19 protein-coding genes are annotated in these 16684 nt (G+C 72.2%); 6 read left to right on the top strand and 13 right to left on the bottom strand.

The window, feature by feature from the left end; genetic code table 11:
• Positions 1-18: 18 nt before the first annotated feature.
• The 5 genes from ABC270_RS04095 to ABC270_RS04075 are packed head-to-tail and all read right to left on the bottom strand — an operon-like array spanning position 19 to position 2240.
• A complete protein-coding gene (locus ABC270_RS04095; RefSeq protein ID WP_412879633.1) occupies positions 19-615 on the bottom strand; it encodes a hypothetical protein in 597 nt (198 codons plus the stop codon).
• Positions 612-1244: a hypothetical protein gene (locus ABC270_RS04090; RefSeq protein ID WP_412879632.1), complete on the bottom strand. Its 633-nt coding sequence runs from the start codon at positions 1242-1244 to the stop codon at positions 612-614. The genes ABC270_RS04095 and ABC270_RS04090 overlap by 4 nt, the downstream gene beginning before the upstream one ends.
• A complete protein-coding gene (locus ABC270_RS04085; protein ID WP_412879631.1) occupies positions 1241-1612 on the bottom strand; it encodes a hypothetical protein in 372 nt (123 codons plus the stop codon). The genes ABC270_RS04090 and ABC270_RS04085 overlap by 4 nt, the downstream gene beginning before the upstream one ends.
• Complete coding sequence (locus tag ABC270_RS04080; protein ID WP_412879630.1) at positions 1609-1800, bottom strand: DUF2273 domain-containing protein; 192 nt, start codon at positions 1798-1800, stop codon at positions 1609-1611. Before ABC270_RS04080 ends, ABC270_RS04085 begins: the two co-directional genes overlap by 4 nt.
• Positions 1797-2240: an Asp23/Gls24 family envelope stress response protein gene (locus ABC270_RS04075; protein WP_412879629.1), complete on the bottom strand. Its 444-nt coding sequence runs from the start codon at positions 2238-2240 to the stop codon at positions 1797-1799. Before ABC270_RS04075 ends, ABC270_RS04080 begins: the two co-directional genes overlap by 4 nt.
• 77 nt (positions 2241-2317) lie before the next feature.
• Here ABC270_RS04075 and ABC270_RS04070 point away from each other — a divergent pair, with 77 nt between their 5' ends.
• Positions 2318-3154 carry an exodeoxyribonuclease III gene (locus tag ABC270_RS04070; protein WP_412879628.1) on the top strand — a complete coding sequence of 279 codons (837 nt, stop codon included), beginning with the start codon at positions 2318-2320 and terminating at the stop codon, positions 3152-3154.
• Positions 3155-3361: 207 nt separating this feature from the next.
• Here the strand turns inward: ABC270_RS04070 and ABC270_RS04065 are convergent, their stop codons facing one another.
• Entirely contained in the window at positions 3362-4285 is a 924-nt protein-coding gene (locus ABC270_RS04065; RefSeq protein ID WP_412879627.1) for an AEC family transporter, read from the bottom strand.
• Positions 4286-4366: 81 nt separating this feature from the next.
• Between ABC270_RS04065 and ABC270_RS04060 the strand changes: the two genes are divergently transcribed.
• The 3 genes from ABC270_RS04060 (at position 4367) to ABC270_RS04050 (ending at position 6304) form a co-directional block, all read left to right on the top strand.
• A complete protein-coding gene (locus ABC270_RS04060; RefSeq protein ID WP_412879626.1) occupies positions 4367-4954 on the top strand; it encodes a nitroreductase family protein in 588 nt (195 codons plus the stop codon).
• Positions 4955-5017: 63 nt separating this feature from the next.
• The gene (locus tag ABC270_RS04055; protein ID WP_412879625.1) at positions 5018-5431 is read left to right on the top strand and encodes an acyl-CoA thioesterase; all 414 of its coding nucleotides are present in this window, start codon (positions 5018-5020) and stop codon (positions 5429-5431) included.
• A gap of 114 nt (positions 5432-5545) precedes the next feature.
• Positions 5546-6304 (top strand): HAD-IIB family hydrolase, encoded by a 759-nt coding sequence (locus ABC270_RS04050; protein WP_412879624.1) that lies wholly within the window; start codon positions 5546-5548, stop codon positions 6302-6304.
• 222 nt (positions 6305-6526) lie between these two features.
• Here ABC270_RS04050 and ABC270_RS04045 read toward each other — a convergent pair whose 3' ends face one another.
• Together ABC270_RS04045 and ABC270_RS04040 are read right to left on the bottom strand one after the other, a co-directional pair.
• Complete coding sequence (locus ABC270_RS04045) at positions 6527-7150, bottom strand: phosphoribosylanthranilate isomerase (protein ID WP_412879623.1); 624 nt, start codon at positions 7148-7150, stop codon at positions 6527-6529.
• Positions 7151-7194: 44 nt separating this feature from the next.
• Complete coding sequence (locus ABC270_RS04040) at positions 7195-8247, bottom strand: serine/threonine-protein kinase (RefSeq protein ID WP_412879622.1); 1053 nt, start codon at positions 8245-8247, stop codon at positions 7195-7197.
• A gap of 193 nt (positions 8248-8440) precedes the next feature.
• On the opposite strand from ABC270_RS04040, the gene ABC270_RS04035 reads away from it, so the two are divergent.
• The gene (locus ABC270_RS04035) at positions 8441-8644 is read left to right on the top strand and encodes a hypervirulence associated TUDOR domain-containing protein (RefSeq protein WP_412879621.1); all 204 of its coding nucleotides are present in this window, start codon (positions 8441-8443) and stop codon (positions 8642-8644) included.
• A gap of 4 nt (positions 8645-8648) precedes the next feature.
• On the opposite strand, the gene ABC270_RS04030 is transcribed toward ABC270_RS04035, so the two are convergent.
• Positions 8649-9371, bottom strand: coding sequence for a DedA family protein (locus ABC270_RS04030; RefSeq protein ID WP_412879620.1), 723 nt, complete (start codon positions 9369-9371; stop codon positions 8649-8651).
• A gap of 51 nt (positions 9372-9422) precedes the next feature.
• Complete coding sequence (locus ABC270_RS04025; protein WP_412879619.1) at positions 9423-10571, bottom strand: ROK family transcriptional regulator; 1149 nt, start codon at positions 10569-10571, stop codon at positions 9423-9425.
• Positions 10572-10615: 44 nt separating this feature from the next.
• On the opposite strand from ABC270_RS04025, the gene ABC270_RS04020 reads away from it, so the two are divergent.
• Complete coding sequence (locus ABC270_RS04020; protein WP_412879618.1) at positions 10616-12319, top strand: beta-N-acetylhexosaminidase; 1704 nt, start codon at positions 10616-10618, stop codon at positions 12317-12319.
• Between the two features lie 230 nt (positions 12320-12549).
• Here ABC270_RS04020 and ABC270_RS04015 read toward each other — a convergent pair whose 3' ends face one another.
• The 3 genes from ABC270_RS04015 to ABC270_RS04005 all read right to left on the bottom strand — a co-directional run bounded on the left by ABC270_RS04015 (position 12550) and on the right by ABC270_RS04005 (position 16634).
• Positions 12550-14697, bottom strand: a complete 2148-nt coding sequence (locus tag ABC270_RS04015; RefSeq protein WP_412879617.1) for a PTS fructose transporter subunit IIABC — start codon at positions 14695-14697, stop codon at positions 12550-12552.
• Between the two features lie 81 nt (positions 14698-14778).
• Positions 14779-15849 (bottom strand): 1-phosphofructokinase family hexose kinase, encoded by a 1071-nt coding sequence (locus tag ABC270_RS04010; RefSeq protein ID WP_412879616.1) that lies wholly within the window; start codon positions 15847-15849, stop codon positions 14779-14781.
• Positions 15846-16634: a DeoR/GlpR family DNA-binding transcription regulator gene (locus ABC270_RS04005; RefSeq protein ID WP_412879615.1), complete on the bottom strand. Its 789-nt coding sequence runs from the start codon at positions 16632-16634 to the stop codon at positions 15846-15848. Before ABC270_RS04005 ends, ABC270_RS04010 begins: the two co-directional genes overlap by 4 nt.
• Positions 16635-16684 lie beyond the last annotated feature (50 nt).

Below are 16684 nucleotides of genomic sequence, written 5' to 3'. Positions count from 1 at the left end.
CAACCACCTGCGCCGGCGTCAGTGCACCCGGTCCGGCCTCCCCGACCCGACGCCGCCACGCGCGATCTCGAGCAGGACCGGCAGCCGCTCACCGAGCAACGCATCGAGGTCCGCGACGATCGCCTCGACACGCTCGGTGAGCTCGCGCGGCCCGGCTCCTCGACGCGGGCGCACCCGGATCCGCACGGCACGGCGACCACGCACCCGGTAGACGTCCACGGCGAGCGACGCCACCTGCGGCAGTGCGCCGATCGCGGAGGACAGGGCGTGCTGGACGGCTGCTGCCTCGATCCGGACCGATCCCGCGACACCGTCGGCGCCGCCGTCGTCCTGCACGACCGTGCCCGTGCGGCCACCACCGAGCGTGCTGAGCACCGCCAGGGCGAGCACCCCGACGACGACCGCGACACCGAGGACCGCGGTCCACGCGACGAGCGACGTTCCCTGGGCAACGCGGGTCCCGAGGTCGGCCAGGCCCGTTCGTGCGAGGTCGTGCCAGACCCCTGCGGCGACCGGCACGGTCTGCACCAGGACGGCTCCGGCTCCGGCGAGGAGCAGTGTGAGCCCGACGAGGACGAGGGCGATTCGTCCGACGACGCGGTTCGTGGCGTTCACCCGTCCACCCTCCCGGTCGGTTGCACGCGGACGTGCGGCGTCACCGTGGGCTGGGCCGCGACGGCGTCGAGCTCCCGCTGCACGGCCTCGGTGGCGTCGATCACGGGCACGTCGACGCCGGCAGCGGGGCGCAGCACCACGTCGACCGTCCGGCGGCCCACGGTGCCGACGGCCGCGTCCGGGCCGAGACGGGTGGCGGAACGGGCCGCACGGGCAGCGGCGGACGCGAGCACCTCGTCGTCGACGACCACCGCGAGCCGATCGGACGGCAGGGTGTGCCGGGGCCGTCGCTGCGGCAGGAGTCCGCGGAGCAGGAATACCAACCCGACGACGGCGACGATCGCGCCGATGGTCACCACGACGGTCGTGTCGAGGCCGGCAGGGGCCCGCACCGCCGTGTCGACGACCGCTCGGGGATCGACGCGGAGGACCCGCTGACCGAGGAGGACGACGGCGGCCGCGAACACGACCGCAGCGGCCAGCAGGACGGTGAGCAGCATCGCGACGACGACGGTGCCCGAACGCGACGCCGAGGTCTCGCGGCGGAGGACCCGTCGGTACACCCGCTCGATCTCCGGAGACGGGTCGTCGGTCCCACGGTTCGGGTCACCGCCCGGCGCGGCGCTCACCGCACCCTCCTCGGCACGTCGACGACCGACGATGCGTACGTCACGTCCACACGGTCGACCTGCCGCCCGGTGATCGCGTGCAACCGCTCGGCGATCGTGCCACGGGCGAGGTGTGCCGTGCGCAGCACCGGCTCAGAGGGGACGTTCCCGGTTCCCAGCGCAGGCACGACGAGCGGGGCTGTGATCTCGACCGCGAGCGAACCGTGCCCGTCGTCGGCGACCCGGGCACGGACCTCCCGGAGGGGTGCGCGGAGCGCCTCGGAGGCGACCGCCTGCGCAGTGTGGACGAGCGCGGCGGGACCGATGCGGTCCCACCCGGGCACGACGCCGCCGCTGCCGGTCCCGCCGGCGACGACGGCGCCGGTCACGACGAGCTCCGGCGTCCGCGCAGCACGTCGACGAGTCGGCGCACGTCGAGGTCGCCGCTCACGATCCGACCGACGAGTGCCCCGACGAGCATGAACACGGCGACGACGACGAACGCCCAGAACCCGAGCGTCACGGCGACGATCGCGAGGACCGCCCCGGCGCCCGCGCCGACCACGGTGGCGTTCATCGCACGCGACCCTCGGGGTCCTCGGTCGCGGCCGGCAGCCCCGGGATCTCGACGTCGTTGATCGCGACGTTGACCTCGGTGACCTCGAGCCCGACGAGGTCGGTGACCGCGGCGGTCACGGCTTCGCGCACCGCGGAGGCGACCTGCATCATCGGCACGGGGTACTCGACGACGATCGTGACGTCGACCGCGGCCTGGGTCTCGCCGACCTCGACGCGGACGCCCTGCCCGAGGTCGCTCGACCCGATGGCGTCCCGGATCGCCCCGAACGCGCGCGCTGTGTTGCCGCCCAGGGCGTGCACGCCGGGGACGTCGCGGGCGGCGATGCCCGCGACCTTCGCCACGACGGCGTCGTCGATGAGCGTCTTGCCCTTGGTGGTCACCTGTGTCGTCGTGGTCCCGGTGGTGGTCCCGTCGACGCGGTCCGTGGTCGATGCCATGGGGGTCTCCGATCTGATCCGGTGGTGCACTCCAGCGAACACCATCCCACCGGGGAGGGACCGGTAGGTTCGGACCCATGCGCGTGGCGACCTGGAACGTGAACTCCGTCCGCACCCGAGTGGGTCGGATCGTCGACTGGCTGGTGCGCGAGGACGTCGACGTCCTCGGCATGCAGGAGATCAAGTGCAAGCCGGAGCAGTTCCCGACCGAGGCCTTCGAAGCCGCCGGCTACCAGGTCGAGGCGCACGGGCTGAACCAGTGGAACGGCGTCGCCTTCGCCAGTCGGCTGCCGATGGAGGACATCACGCGGGACTTCCCCGGCCAGCCGGGCTTCCTCAAGGGGCACGAGGGACCTGATCTCCCGGTCGAGGCCCGCGCGATCGGCGTGACCGTGGACGGTGTCCGGCTCTGGAGCCTGTACGTGCCGAACGGCCGCGAGCTCGGCGATCCGCACTACACGTACAAGCTCGACTGGCTGGCCCAGCTCGCCGACCGCACGTCGGAGTGGCTCACCGAGGACCCGCAGCTGCCGCTCGCGCTGATGGGCGACTGGAACGTGGCCCCGCTCGACCAGGACGTCTGGGACATGGCCGTGTTCGAGGGCGCGACCCACGTGAGCGAACCGGAGCGGGCGGCGTTCCGGGCCTTCGAGGAGCGCGGTCTGCAGGACGTCGTGCGGCCGATCGTCCCCGACGGCTACACCTACTGGGACTACAAGTCGCTGCGGTTCCCGCGCAACGAGGGCATGCGCATCGACTTCGTGCTCGGCTCGCAGGCGTTCGCGGACGTCGTGACGGACGCGGCGATCCACCGCACCGAGCGGAAGGGCGACGCTCCGAGCGACCACGTGCCCGTGACGGTCGACCTCGACCTCGACACCTCGCTCGACGACGACCGCCCGATGATCTTCTGACCCTCCCCGCGCCACGAGCGCACGCGGCCTCGCGCGCGCACGCGCGCTCGCGCTCCCGAGCACTGAGCGGGTCGCGGGCACCGAGCGGGTCGCGTGCACCGAGCGGGTCGCGAGTGCAGGTCCGTTCTCGACCCACGCCGGCCTGGAGGCGCGGTGCGGGCCCGACCCGCGCCTCCAGGCCGGCGGTCGGACCGGCCGGCCACGGCGCTACGGGTGCAGCAGGGCCGCGACCGCCACGAGCACCGGGACCGACCCGACGGTCGTGACGAGCACGACGTCCCGCGCCACCGGCACGGCGGCGCCGTAGCGCTGCGCGTAGTTGAAGACGTTCTGCGCCGACGGCAGCGCGCCGAGCGTGGTGAGCACGAAGACGTCATGCGCGCCGAGCCCGAACACGAACCGGGCGAACACGAACGCCACCGCCGGCATCACCACGAGCTTGATCGCCGACGCCACGACGACGTCGGTCCGGATCGCCGGGTCCCGCAGCGGTGTGGCGCCGTGCAGGCTCATCCCGAACGAGAGCAGCACGACGGGCACGGCGGCGGCCCCGACCAGCGAGAACGGCTCGAGCACGGGCGTGGGCAGCTCGACGTGCAGCGCACTGAACGCGAGCCCGACGAGCGACGCGATGATGATCGGGTTCCGGAACGGCCCGGCGATCCGGCGCCCGATGCTGCCGGACCCGGCTGTCGCGGTGTCGAGGACCGTCAGCGCGATGGGCGCGAGGACGATGAGCTGCAGCAGGATCACCGGCACGACGGCGGTGGCCTGCCCGAGCACGTACACGGCGACCGGCAGGCCGATGTTGTTCGCGTTGACGTAGCTCGACGCGAGCGCGCCGACCGTCGTCGTCGCGAGGGGCCGCCGGAGCACCACCCGGAACACGGTCGCAGCAGCCAGTGCCACCACGAGCGCGCTGAGGAGCGACACCCAGAGCACCGGCGACAGGAGCGCGGCGATGTCCGCCGTCGCGATGGTGCGGAACAGCAGGCACGGCATGAGCACGAAGAAGGCGAGCCGGCTCATCACGAACTGGGCGTGCGGACCGAGCAGGCCGGTCCGCCCCACGACGTAGCCGGCGGCGACGATCGCGCCGATGATCGCGAACCCGGTCAAGACGCCACCCATCCCGTCCATCCTGGCACCCCGACTCCATGTGACGTCGTACAGCCCGGAAATGCGAGCGCATCGAATACCGTTGAGGGCACCATGACCTCGCAGACGCTCACCCGCTCGACCGACTCCAGCCAGCCCCTCGTGCCGCTCCTCGAGGAGCGCTGGAGCCCGCGTTCCTACGACGAGACCGCGACCATCGACGACGCCGCGTTCGACGCCGTCCTCGAGGCCGCACGCTGGGCCGCTTCGGCCATGAACCACCAGCCGCGCCGCTTCATCGCCGGCCGCCGGGGCACCGAGACGTTCCGGAAGATCAACGAGAACCTGCTCGGCTTCAACGCCGCGTGGGCGTTCCGTGCCAGCGCGCTCGTGGTCGGCGTGCTCGAGACCGTGTCCGAGGACGGCGAGGAGCGCCCGTTCGCGCAGTACGACCTCGGCCAGTCGCTCGCCGCGCTGACCGTGCAGGCGCACGCCGAGGGGCTGCACGTGCACCAGATGGCGGGCATCGACGCTGAGGGGCTCCGCGCCGCGTTCGACCTGCCGGAGCGCTTCCTGCCCTACACCGTGACGGCGATCGGCACGGTCGCCGACCCGTCCCAGCTCGACGACAAGGCCGCCGAGCGCGAGGTCGCTCCCCGCACGCGCCTCCCGCTCGACGAGGTCGTCCTCGTCAAGGAGTAGGCGTCACACGCCGCGACGACGGCCGGGTCCCGAGGGGGCCCGGCCGTCGTAGTATGTACTGACATGCAGAACGAGATGAACTTCTACACCCGCAAGTGGGTCCGTCCCGAGGACCTCAACGCCAACGGCACGCTGTTCGGTGGCAGCCTCCTGCGCTGGATCGACGAGGAGGCCGCGGTCTACGCGATCATCCAGCTCGGCAACGGCAAGGTCGTGACGAAGTACATGTCCGAGATCGTCTTCGTGTCGTCCGCGCGCGAGGGCGACATCGTCGAGATCGGCCTCGTCGCTACCCGCTTCGGCCGGACCTCGCTGACGATGCGGGCGGAGGCGCGCAACCTCTTCACGCACCGCAGCATCCTGACCATCGACGAGGTCGTCTTCGTCAACCTCGACCAGGACGGCAACCCGGCGCCGCACGGCTACACGGACATCACCTACGCGCGGGACCGCGTCCCCGCGACGCACCGGGCCTGACCGACAGCAGGGCGCGAGCCGCACGGCGCACTGACCGCGCGGTCCCCCGCAACCGATCCGCACGCTCCCCTGCTCGCACCGTCCGCCCGGTGCGACTCTGGCAGGATCAGTGCCATGACCACGCCCCGCCTCGTCGCCTTCGACCTGGACGACACACTCGCCCCGTCGAAGTCGCCGCTCGACCCCCGCATGCTCGAGACCTTCGCATCCCTGCTCGAGGTCGTGCCGGTCGCCGTCATCTCGGGTGGCAACTTCCACCAGTTCGAGCAGCAGCTCGTCACGCCGCTCCGGCACCGCGACGGCCTGACGCTCGACGACCTCCACCTCCTGCCGACCTGCGGCACCCGGTACTACCGCTGGCAGGACGACGACTGGGCCCTGCAGTACGCCGAGGACCTCACGGACGACCAGAAGGCCCGCGCCCTCGCCGCCGTCGAGGAGCGGGCGAAGCAGGCCGGCTACTGGGAGGCGCAGACCTGGGGTGACATCCTCGAGGACCGCGGCTCGCAGATCACCTTCTCGGCCCTCGGCCAGGCGGCACCGGTCGACGTGAAGAAGCAGTGGGATCCGACCGGCGAGAAGAAGGACCACCTGCGCCGGCTCGTACAGGAGCATCTCCCGGACCTCGAGGTCCGTTCGGGCGGATCCACGAGCATCGACATCACCCGCAAGGGCATCGACAAGGCCTACGGGATGCGTCGCCTCGCCGAACTCACGGGCATCGCGCTCGACGACATGCTGTTCGTCGGTGACCGCCTCGACCCCGAGGGCAACGACTACCCGGTGAAGGCCCTCGGCGTCCCCTGCCACGCGGTGGAGGGCTGGGAGGACACCGACGCGTTCCTGACGGAGCTGATCCCGACGCTGCGCTGACGCGCACCGGGACGGACGGGAGGCCCGTGGCGGATCCGCCACGGGCCTCCCGTCCGTCCGCCTGGTCGCGTCCGCGCGAGGCGCGCTGCTCTGTCCCTTCCGCGAAAGCGACAGAACGCGCGCGTCGGGCCGCGCTGCTCTGTCGCTTCCGCGGGAGCGACACGTCGCCACTGTCGCTTTCGCGAACCCGTTGGCGCAGAGCGCCGCGCGCGGGGCGCGACGTCAGGGGATGCTGCGGACCGCCTCGACGAACGCGCGGATCTTGGCGGCGTCCTTCACGCCGCGCTCGGACTCGACACCGCTCGACACGTCCACGCCGTCCGGGTCGAGCGCCTCGACCGCGGCCACGACGTTCGCCGGGGTGAGCCCGCCCGCGAGGATCCACGCCTCGTCCACCTTGCCCGCGATCGTGGCCGGATCGACCAGCCGGCCACTCCCGGGCACCGCGGCGTCGAGCAGCAGGAGATCGTGGTCGAACGCACCCCGCTGCTCGGGGGTCTCGCGCAGGTAGTCCTCGGTGCTGACCGCACGGATCGTGAAGAAGCCGGCGTCACGCGCACGGGCGAAGTCCGAGGCCGACTCGCCCCCGTGCAGCTGGAGGGTCGTCAGTCCGACCGCCGAGGCGATGCCGACGACCTCGTCGATCTGCTGGTCGCGGAACACGCCGACGGCGTCGATGCCCTCGGGCACCCGCTCGACGAGTTCCTTCGCGAGGTCGGCCGTCACCGTGCGGGGGCTGCCCGCGGCGAACACGAACCCGACCGCGTCGGCGCCGGCGTCCACGGCGGCGTCCACCGTCTCGGGCGTGGAGAGGCCGCAGATCTTGATCCAGCGCTGATCGGTCATGCGGTCCATCCTGCCAGGGCGCACCGTGGCGGTCGCACCCCGGTTCAGTGCAGCATGCCCGCCAGGTACGACGCGCCGCACGCGGCGAGGAGCCCGAACATCGCGAACGCGCCGAGCAGCACGTTCCGCCGTCGCCACCGCTTGACCGCGTCGAAGGTGCCCCGCTTGGCGTGTCGGTGCGCGGCCCGGTGCAGCTTGTGGGCGCGCAGGTGCTTCGTGCGCTCCGGGCCGAGCGGCACGGGTCCGGTGATCTGCGTCGAACCGCCGCGCAGCGCGTTCGCGACGGCCACCGCGGTCGGGCGACGCTCGGGGTCCCGCGCCGTCATGCGCTCGAGGAGGTCGCGCCACTCCGACGCGACGCCCTCCGGGACCTCCGGATCACGGCGGAGCCGTGCCAGCGCGGCTTCGATGAGCGTGCCGGAGTACTCCTGCTTGCCGGTGAGGGCCTCGAGCAGGACGAGTCCCAGTGAGTAGACGTCGGTCGCGAAACCGATCGGCTCGCCGGCAACCTGCTCCGGGCTGAGGTACGCGGCCGTCCCGATGATCGTGCCGTCGTTGGTGAGCCGGGAGCCGTCGACGAAGTGCGCGACGCCGAAGTCGGTGAGCTTGACGGTCCGGGCGAAGCCGGAGGAACCCTCGTCGCTGATGAGGATGTTCGCCGGCTTGACGTCACGGTGCACGATGCCGCGGGAGTGCACGTAGGCGAGCGCGTCGGCCAGCTGCGCCCCGAGGTCGGCCACCTCGTAGTTGTGCAGCGCCCCCTCGGCGAGGCGTCGGAGGAGGGTCGTGTCGGCGATGAGCTCCATCACGATGAAGCGGTGCGGGCCGTCCTCGAAGTCGTGCGTCCCGGCGTCGTAGAGCGGGATGAGCCCGGGATGCGACAGCATGCTCAGCAGTCGGATCTCGCGCTCCTGGCGGACCCGGTCGGCGGTCGTCATGGTGTCCGGCGTCGCGAACAGCTTCACCGCGACGGGTCGGTACGTGTGCTCGTCGCGCGCTTCGTACACGGTGCCCATGCCGCCGGTGCCGATGAGCCGGACGAGTCGGTAGCGGCCAGCGAGGACCGTCTCCGCCCGAGGGCTGTCCAGCAAGGTCATGTGCACGTCGTTCCGTCGGGAGTCGGGAGCAGCAGTTGCCTTCGGGTTGACTCACCCAGTACGGTACGCGCCCGCGCACGATCCCGCGGGCTCGTTACGACATCGTGATGCCCGGTACTTCCCTGTGTTGATGCCGGTCCGCCGGTGTAGGCATGACCGAAACGGATGAGCGTTCACGCGCAAGGAGGACACGATGGCGCTGTCGAAGGGCGACGAGGTGCACTGGAACACCTCGCAGGGGAAGACGACCGGCAAGCTGGTCGAGAAGAAGACGAAGGACTTCACGTTCGACGGTCAGGACTTCAAGCCGAAGGACGACGACCCGTACTGGATCGTCGAGTCGGAGAAGTCGGGCAGCAAGGCTGCCCACAAGGAGTCGACGCTGAAGAAGGCCTGACGGGTCAGTCGCCGGCTGGGGTGGCACGGCGTCGACCGCGCCCACCCTGGCCGGCACGCTCGGTCCGGCCAGCACGCTCGGCTCGGGCACGTCGGACCCTGCGCACGACGAAGGTCACGACGACGACCGCGATGGCGACGTAGAGCACGCGGTCGATCCATTCCGTGTACTGCTCGACCTTGTCGTACTGCGTCCCGAACGCCGCGCCGAGCAGGACGAGCGCGCCGTTCCAGATGCCGCTCGCGATGATCGTGAAGACCGAGAACGTGCCGAGGTGCATCCGGTCCGCGCCGGCCGGCAGCGAGATGAGACTGCGCACGATCGGCACGAAGCGCCCGAAGAAGACGGCGCTCCTGCCGTGCCGGTGGAACCAGTCGGCGGCTTTGCGGAAGTCGTCCTCGTCGACGAGCGGCAGCCGGCCGAGCAGCCGAACGGTCCGCTCGAACCCGATGACGGCGCCGAGCCAGTAGAGCACCAGCGCGCCGAGGTACGAGCCGAGCGTGGCCGCGACGAGGACGAGCACGAGGTTCATCTGCCCCGCCCCCGCGAGGAACCCGGCGAGGGGCAGGATCACCTCGGACGGGATCGGCGGGAAGACCGTCTCGACGAAGAGCATGAGCGCGACGCCCCACTCGCCGAGCGCGTCGATGAGCTGCAGGACGAGCCCGGAGAGCCCGCCCATCTCGGAATCGGCGGCAGCCACGGGGCGGGGCAAGGCAGTCGTCATCCGCCGATCATCCCTGAACGGCCTGTCAGACTCCGGCGCAGGACCTGAACGTCAGCCGAGGCCCATGTGGGAGGTCCGCACGTGGGTGAGGGACCGCGCGAGTGCGCCCCTGGCCACCGCGTCGCGACCGACCGTCGACGGCACCACCTCCACCGGGTGCCGGAGCTCGGGCGTCACGAGGTCGTGCAGGGCTGCGGCGAAGACGTCGGCGGCCGGCAGGACCTCTCCCCCGACCGCGACCACCTGCGGGTCGAGCGTCGTGACGAGCTGCACCACGCCGGGAGCGACGTCGGCCGCGAACGCACGGACGACCTCGACCGCCGCCGCGTCGCCGTGCCCGGCCGCCGCGAAGACCGACTCGAGGTCCGTGTCGGCGGCGATCCGCGCCTCCAGGCGGGCCGGAGCGGACGGCCACCCGGTCGAGGCGAGGCCGCCCACCTCGCCCGCCGCACCGCGCGCACCGCGCGCGAGCGAACCGTCGACGAGGAAGGACGCGCCGATCTGGCGCCCCATGACGAGGTAGAGCGCATCGTCGACGCCGCGGAACCGTCCCCACATCGCCTCGGCGGTCGCTGCGAGCTTGGCGTCGTTGTCGAAGAAGGTCGCCGCCCCGGGGAAGAGGTCCTGGATGCGGCCGGGCACCCGGGACTCCACCCACTGCGGCACGGCGACGGTGTAGTCGATCGCGCCCGATCGGTCGACGACGGCCGGGACGCCGAAGGTGGCGGCGAGCACCCGGTCGGGCGCGACGCCCTCCGTGAGCCGCTGCACGACGTCCTGCACGCTCGACCACGCCTGCTCCGCGCTGGTGAGGTCGGCGTAGTGCTCCTCGACCCGTGCGGTCGTCACGCCGCGGAGGTCCGCGCGCAGTCCGACGATGCCGTGCAGACCGAGGTCCACGCCGAGGACCGCGCCGGCCGATGCGTCGGCGGCGAACCGCTTCGCCCGCCGGCCGGCCTTGTTGGGTGTGGCGATGGCCTCGGCCTCGGCCACCCACCCCTCGTCGACGAGGTCGGCAAGTGCCGCTTCGACCGTCGGACGGGAGAGCCCGACCGTCCGGCTCAGTTCGGTGACCGTGCGCGAGGCGTCATCGCGGAAGAGCTCGTCGAGGATCGCGCGGGAGTTGATCAGCCGCAGTACGCCGGGGGTCGTGCCCACCACGGTGCTCGGGGGCGTTGACACGGTCTCTTCCACGGCCATAGCCTCCATATTACGAAAGACCATTGAGGAATGGTGGACCTGACATGCTCATCCCCCGCCCGCGCCGCGCCGAAGCGGGAACCGGTGCCTTCGAGATCACCGCGACGACCCGCATCGCCGCTGACGACGACACCGCCTCGGTGCGACTGTACCTCCAGCAGACCCTCCGCGGCTCGACCGGGCTGCCGGTGCGCGACGCGGAAGGGCACGCGGGCAGCGACGTCATCGTGCTCCGGGTCGCCGGTGGCGCAGAACGCGCCGGCCTGCCCGCCGGCCCCACGACGGCACCGGAGGACCGGAGCGAGGCGTTCCGGCTCACGGTCACGCCCGAGCGGATCGAGGTCATCGGGGGTTCGGCCGCCGGGGTGTTCTACGGCGTGCAGGCGCTGCTGCAGTCCCTGCCCGCCGACGTGTACCGACACGGCCGCGTCGGTACGGGCCCGTGGACCGTCCCCGCGACCGTCGTCGAGGACGCTCCCGCCTTCGCCTGGCGGGGCGTGATGCTCGACGTCTGCCGGCACTTCCGGACGAAGCACGAGGTCATGCGGGTCGTCGACCAGCTCGCCGCGCACCGGATCAACCGCCTGCACTTCCACCTCACGGAAGACCAGGGGTGGCGCATCGAGATCCGGAAGTACCCGCGTCTGACCGAGGTCGGGTCGTGGCGACGCGAATCCCAGGTCGGTGCGCACGTGGCGGACGCCGACGGGGTGCTCCGTCCCGCGGGGTTCGACGGTCGCCCGCACGGCGGGTACTACACGCAGGACGACGTCCGCGAGATCGTCGCCTACGCGGCCGACCGGTTCGTCACCGTCGTGCCCGAGATCGAGACACCGGGCCACGTCCGCGCCGCCCTCGCCGCGTACCCGGAGCTCGGCGTCCACCCGGACCGCCCGGTCGAGGTCTGGACGGAGTGGGGGATCGCCGACGACGTCCTCAACGCCGAGGAGTCCACGATCACGTTCTTCCAGGACGTCCTCGACGAGGTCATCGCCCTCTTCCCGAGCCCGTACATCGGCATCGGCGGCGACGAGTGCCCGAAGGTGCAGTGGCAGCACGACCCCCGCACGCAGGAGCGCATGCGGGAGCTCGGGCTGGCGGACGAGGAGCAGCTGCAGGCGTGGATCATCGGCCGGCTCGCGGCGCACGTCGAGTCCCGCGGGCGGCGAGCCTTCGGCTGGGACGAGATCCTCGAGGGGGGCACGCTGTCGTCCTCCGCCACCGTGCTGTCGTGGCGCGGTCTCACGGGCGCGCGGACGGCGGCGAAGCGCGGACACGACGTCATCTCGTCCCCGGACGACCAGGCGTACCTCGACTACCGGCAGAGCGACCTGCCGACCGAGCCGATCCCGGTGTCGATCGTGCTCTCCGTGGACGACGTCTTCGCGTTCGACCCGGTCCCCTCGGGCCTGACCGACGCCGAGCGCGCGCACGTCATCGGCGGCCAGGGCAACATGTGGACCGAGCACGTCGACACCGCCCGCAAGCTCGACTACCAGCTGTTCCCCCGCGTCGCAGCGCTGGCCGAGGCACTGTGGTCCGCCGACGTCGCCGGGCCGCGCGACGTCGCGGAGTTCCGCGGACGCCTGGCGGAGCACACGGCGCGGCTCGAGGCGATGGGGATCGAGTACCGGCACGAGGCCGGGCCGTTCCCGTGGGAGCAGCGCCCGGGCGTGCCCGGTCGGCCGCACTCGCGCGAGGAACGCGCCGCCTACATCGACGCGGTGACGGCGAACATCGCGGAGTAGGGCGGGCGTCGGCGGAGGCCGGCCGTGCGTTCGTGCTGGCTGCCTCCGCAGATTCCATGACTCGCCGCTCAGTTCCGACGAGGTTCCGCGGAACGTTCCGGAGAACACCCAGATGCCGAAATTTCGGCATCTGGAGCGGCCGGCTCGGCTGCGCAACGCACCCCGGTGACGGACGGGAGGCACGGTGCCAGCTGGCACCGTGCCTCCCGTCCGTCACGTGGTGACGTCGACTACACCGCGACCGGCGCGCGCTGCCCCACCGTCTCGGCGGCGACCGCGGCCTCGGAGCCCGTCACGACCTCGTCCGCCGGACGACGACGCACCCACTTCTTCAGCCCGACGAGCACGAGCGCGGAGACCACGGTGCCGGCGAGGATCGCGACGATGAACATCCAGATGTTCCCGATCGCGAAGAAGACGAAGATGCCACCGTGCGGCGCCCGCGAGGTCACGCCGGCGGCCATCGAGATCGCACCGGTCACCGCGGCACCGACCATCGACGCCGGGATGACGCGCAGCGGGTCGGCCGCGGCGAACGGGATCGCACCCTCGGAGATGAAGGACGCGCCGAGCAGCCAGGCGGCCTTGCCGTTCTCGCGCTCCGGCTTCGTGAAGCCCTTGCGGTAGAGCACGGTCGAGGCGAGCGCGAGGGCGAGCGGCGGGACCATGCCCGCGGCCATCACGGCGGCCATGATCTCGAACGGGACGACGTTGGTGGCCGAGCCGGCGCCGAGACCGGCGACGGCGAACGCGTACGCCACCTTGTTCACCGGGCCACCGAGGTCGAAGGCCATCATCAGGCCGAGGATGATGCCGAGCAGGATCGCGGAGGCACCGGACAGCGAGTTCAGCCACGCGGTGAGCTGCGTCATGACCCAGGCGATCGGACCACCGAGCACGAGGAGCATGAGTCCCGAGGCGATGATCGACGCGAACAGCGGGATGATCACGACGGGCATGAGGCCGCGCAGCCAGCGCCAGGTCGGGATGCGCCCGATCCAGTACGCCGCACCTCCGGCGATGAGGCCACCGACGAGCCCGCCGAGGAAGCCGGCGTTCATGAAGACGGCGATCGAACCGGCGACGAAGCCCGGCGCGATGCCGGGTCGGTCGGCGATCGCGTACGCGATGTACCCGGCGAGTGCTGCGACGAGGAACCCGAGCGACACACCACCGATCTGGAACGCGGCCGCGCCGAGGTAGTAGGCGAGTCCCTCCGGCGGGAGGTTGACGAGCGTGTAGTTCGTCAGCGTGTAGACGGCGTTGTTCTGGCCCGAGTCGCCGTGCTGCAGCGCGATGCCGTAGCCGGCGAGCAGGAAGCCGAGCGCGATGAGGAGACCGCCGCCCGCGACGAACGGGATCATGTAGCTGACGCCCGTGAGGAGCCAGCGCTTGAGGGCCTGCCCGAAGTGCTCGTCGGTCTTCGTGGTCTCCGAGGTGGCCGCACCGCCCTGGACGCGCGCGGCGTTCGGGTCGTCGGCGGCCCGGAGCGCTTCGGCGATCATCTTGTCGGGCTCGTCGACCCCGCGCTTGACGGGACCGGACACGAGCGGCTTGCCCGCGAACCGGCCGCGGTCGCGCACGTCGACGTCGACCGCGAAGACGACGGCGTCCGCGCGGGCGATGAGCGCCGGGTCGAGGGGCTCGACCTGCGAGGAGCCCTGGGTCTCGACGTGCATCTCGGCGCCGGCTCGCTGGGCCGCGGCGACGAGGGCGTCGGCGGCCATGTAGGTGTGCGCGATGCCGGTCGGGCAGGCGGTGACGCCGACGATGACCTTGCGTGCGGCGGTGGCGTTGCTCGTGGTCGCGTCGCCAGCCGCTGCGTGTGTGGCGGTGGCGGGTTGCGCCTCCTGGGTCGTCGCGGTCGGCCGGGAGGCACTGCTCGCGCCGCCGACGCCGGCTGCGGCGACCTCGCCGCCCACCTCGCGCTGAACGAGGTCGACGATCTCCTGCGGGCTGGACGCGGCGCGGAGTGCCGCGGTGAAGTCCTCGCGGATGAGGGCGCGGGCGAGGGTCGACAGGACCGTGAGGTGGTCCTTGTCGGCACCCTCGGGCACGGCGATCATGAAGACCACGTCGGCGTCGCCGTCCGGCGCGCCGAACGGGACCTTCCGGGCGAGGCGCGAGAACGCCAGGGTCGGGCTCGACACCGAGGCCGACCGGGCGTGCGGGATGGCGATGCCGCCGGGCACGCCGGTGCCGACGCTGGCTTCGCGCTTGATGGCGTCCTCGGCGAGGGCGGCTCCGTCGGCTGCGCGGCCGGTGGCGGCGACGCGGTCGGCGAGGACGCGGATGACGTCGCTCGACGTCGCTCCGAGGTCTTCGTCGAGGCCGACGAGCTCAGCGCTGATGAGGCGCTGCGTCGTGTCTGCGGACATGGGTTGCTCCTTTGCAGTGGCGCCGGGGGCGCGGGCCGTGCTTCGTGCTGGTGGGTGGGGCGTGCGTGCTGGTGGTGCGGTTCAGACCGGTTCCGGCGCCGCGACGGGTGCGGCTGCGGTCGGCGTCGGTGCCGGTGGTGCCGCGGCCCGCAGGGTGCGGACCGCGACGGCGGACGGGTCGGTGTGGTCGAGCGCGGGGACGTCGCTGCCCGGGAGCGCAGCGGCTGCCGCTCCGGTCGCGACGGCCTGCGCGAGGCGTTCCTCCGGCCCTGCTCCGGCGACCTCGGCGAGCAGGTAGCCGGCGAGGGAGGAGTCCCCGGCGCCGACGGTGGAGCGCGCGACGATCTTCGGCGCGGCCGCGGCGTGCGCCCCGTCGGGACCGACGAGGACCGCGCCGGCGCTGCCGAGGGTGAGCAGGACGGTGTCGACGCCCCGCGACCGGAGCCGCTCGGCGGCCGCGGCCGCGGCTTCGAGGTCGCGCTCGTACTCGTCCGGGTCGCCACCGACGACCTCGGCGAGTTCCTCGGCGTTCGGCTTGACGAGGTCGATCCGCTCACCGGACTGCAGCAGCGCGGTGAACGGCACGCCGGAGGAGTCGACGGCGATCCGGGCGTCCTCGCCGTGCCGGGCACGGACGGCCCGGATCAGCTCCGCGAGCGCGTCGTCCGGCAGACCCGGCGGCAGCGATCCGGCGAGGACGACCCAGCGGGCTCCGGGTCCGGTCGGGGTCGGCCCCGCGGCGTCGGCCACGAGGGCGGCGAACTCGTCGAGGCGCCCCGCGAGGGACGGCCCGGGTTCGTTGAGCTTCGTGGTGGTGCCGGTCGGTTCGGTGACCGTCACGTTCGACCGCAGCGGCAGGCCGATCGGCATCGCGGCGGTCGGGATGCCGCGCGTCGCGAGGCCGAGCAGCACCGGGTCGAGTTCGTCGCCGGGCAGCACCGCGACGGTGTCCCCGCCGCTCGCCACGATGACACGGGAGACGTTGACGCCCTTGCCGCCGGGCTCCGCCGTGGACCGGGTAGCGCGCTGGACGGCGCCGCGCTGGAGTTCGCCGGCGAGCTCGATCGTGCGGTCGAGGCTCGGGTTCGGGGTCACCGTGACGATGCGCGTGCTCCGGCTGTTGCTGTTGCTGTTGCTCTGGTTGGCGCTCATGCGACGACCACCTCGACGTCCGCTTCGGCGAGCGCACCGGCGAGGTCCGCCGGAGGCTCCTGGTCGGTCACGACCGTGTCGACCTCGTCGAGCCGGGCGAAGCGCATCAGCGCCTCGACCCCGTGCTTCGCCGCGTCCGCGAGGACCACGGACCGGCGGGCCGAGACGACGTAGGCGCCCTTCACGGCGGCCTCGTACTCGTCCGGCGTGCTCAACCCGAAGCCCGCGGAGAGCCCGTTCGTGCCGACGAACGCGATGTCGGGACGGAGCGCGCCGATCTGCTCGACCGTGGCCGTGCCGACCGCGGCGCTCGTGACACCACGGACCCGACCGCCGAGGAGGTGCAGCTCGACGTGCTCGCTGTGCTGCAGGACACTGGCGATCGGCACCGAGTTCGTGATGACGGTGATGGTCGCTCCGGCCGTGGCGGGCTCCCACCGGGCGAGTTCCGCGGCGACGGCGGCACAGGTGGTGCCCGCGTCGAGGGCGATCGAACCGGTGAACGTCGGCGGCACCAGGCGCATCGCGGCCCGGGCGATCGCGGTCTTGGCGGAGCCGTGCTGTCCCTCGCGCTCGGCGACGCTCAGTTCGACGACACTCGATCGCCCGACCGGCACCGCTCCCCCGTGCACGCGGCGCAGGACGCCGGCGGACTCGAGGGCGTCCAGGTCGCGCCGGACCGTCTCGGTCGTGACGTCGAAGTGCTCGGCCAGTTCGGCGACGGAGACCCGCCCTGCCGACTGCAGCGAAGCGGCGATGGCGTCGTGCCGCTCGGTTGCGTACATGCCCGAACTCCTTCGTTCCCGTGGTTTTCGAGCACTGTACGCCCCAAACC

Origin of the sequence: Curtobacterium phoenicis (assembly GCF_047238015.1) — a bacterium.
GTDB lineage: Bacteria > Actinomycetota > Actinomycetes > Actinomycetales > Microbacteriaceae > Curtobacterium.
Note: the sequence above shows the minus strand (reverse complement) of the source record. Positions and strands in the feature narration are given on the sequence as shown.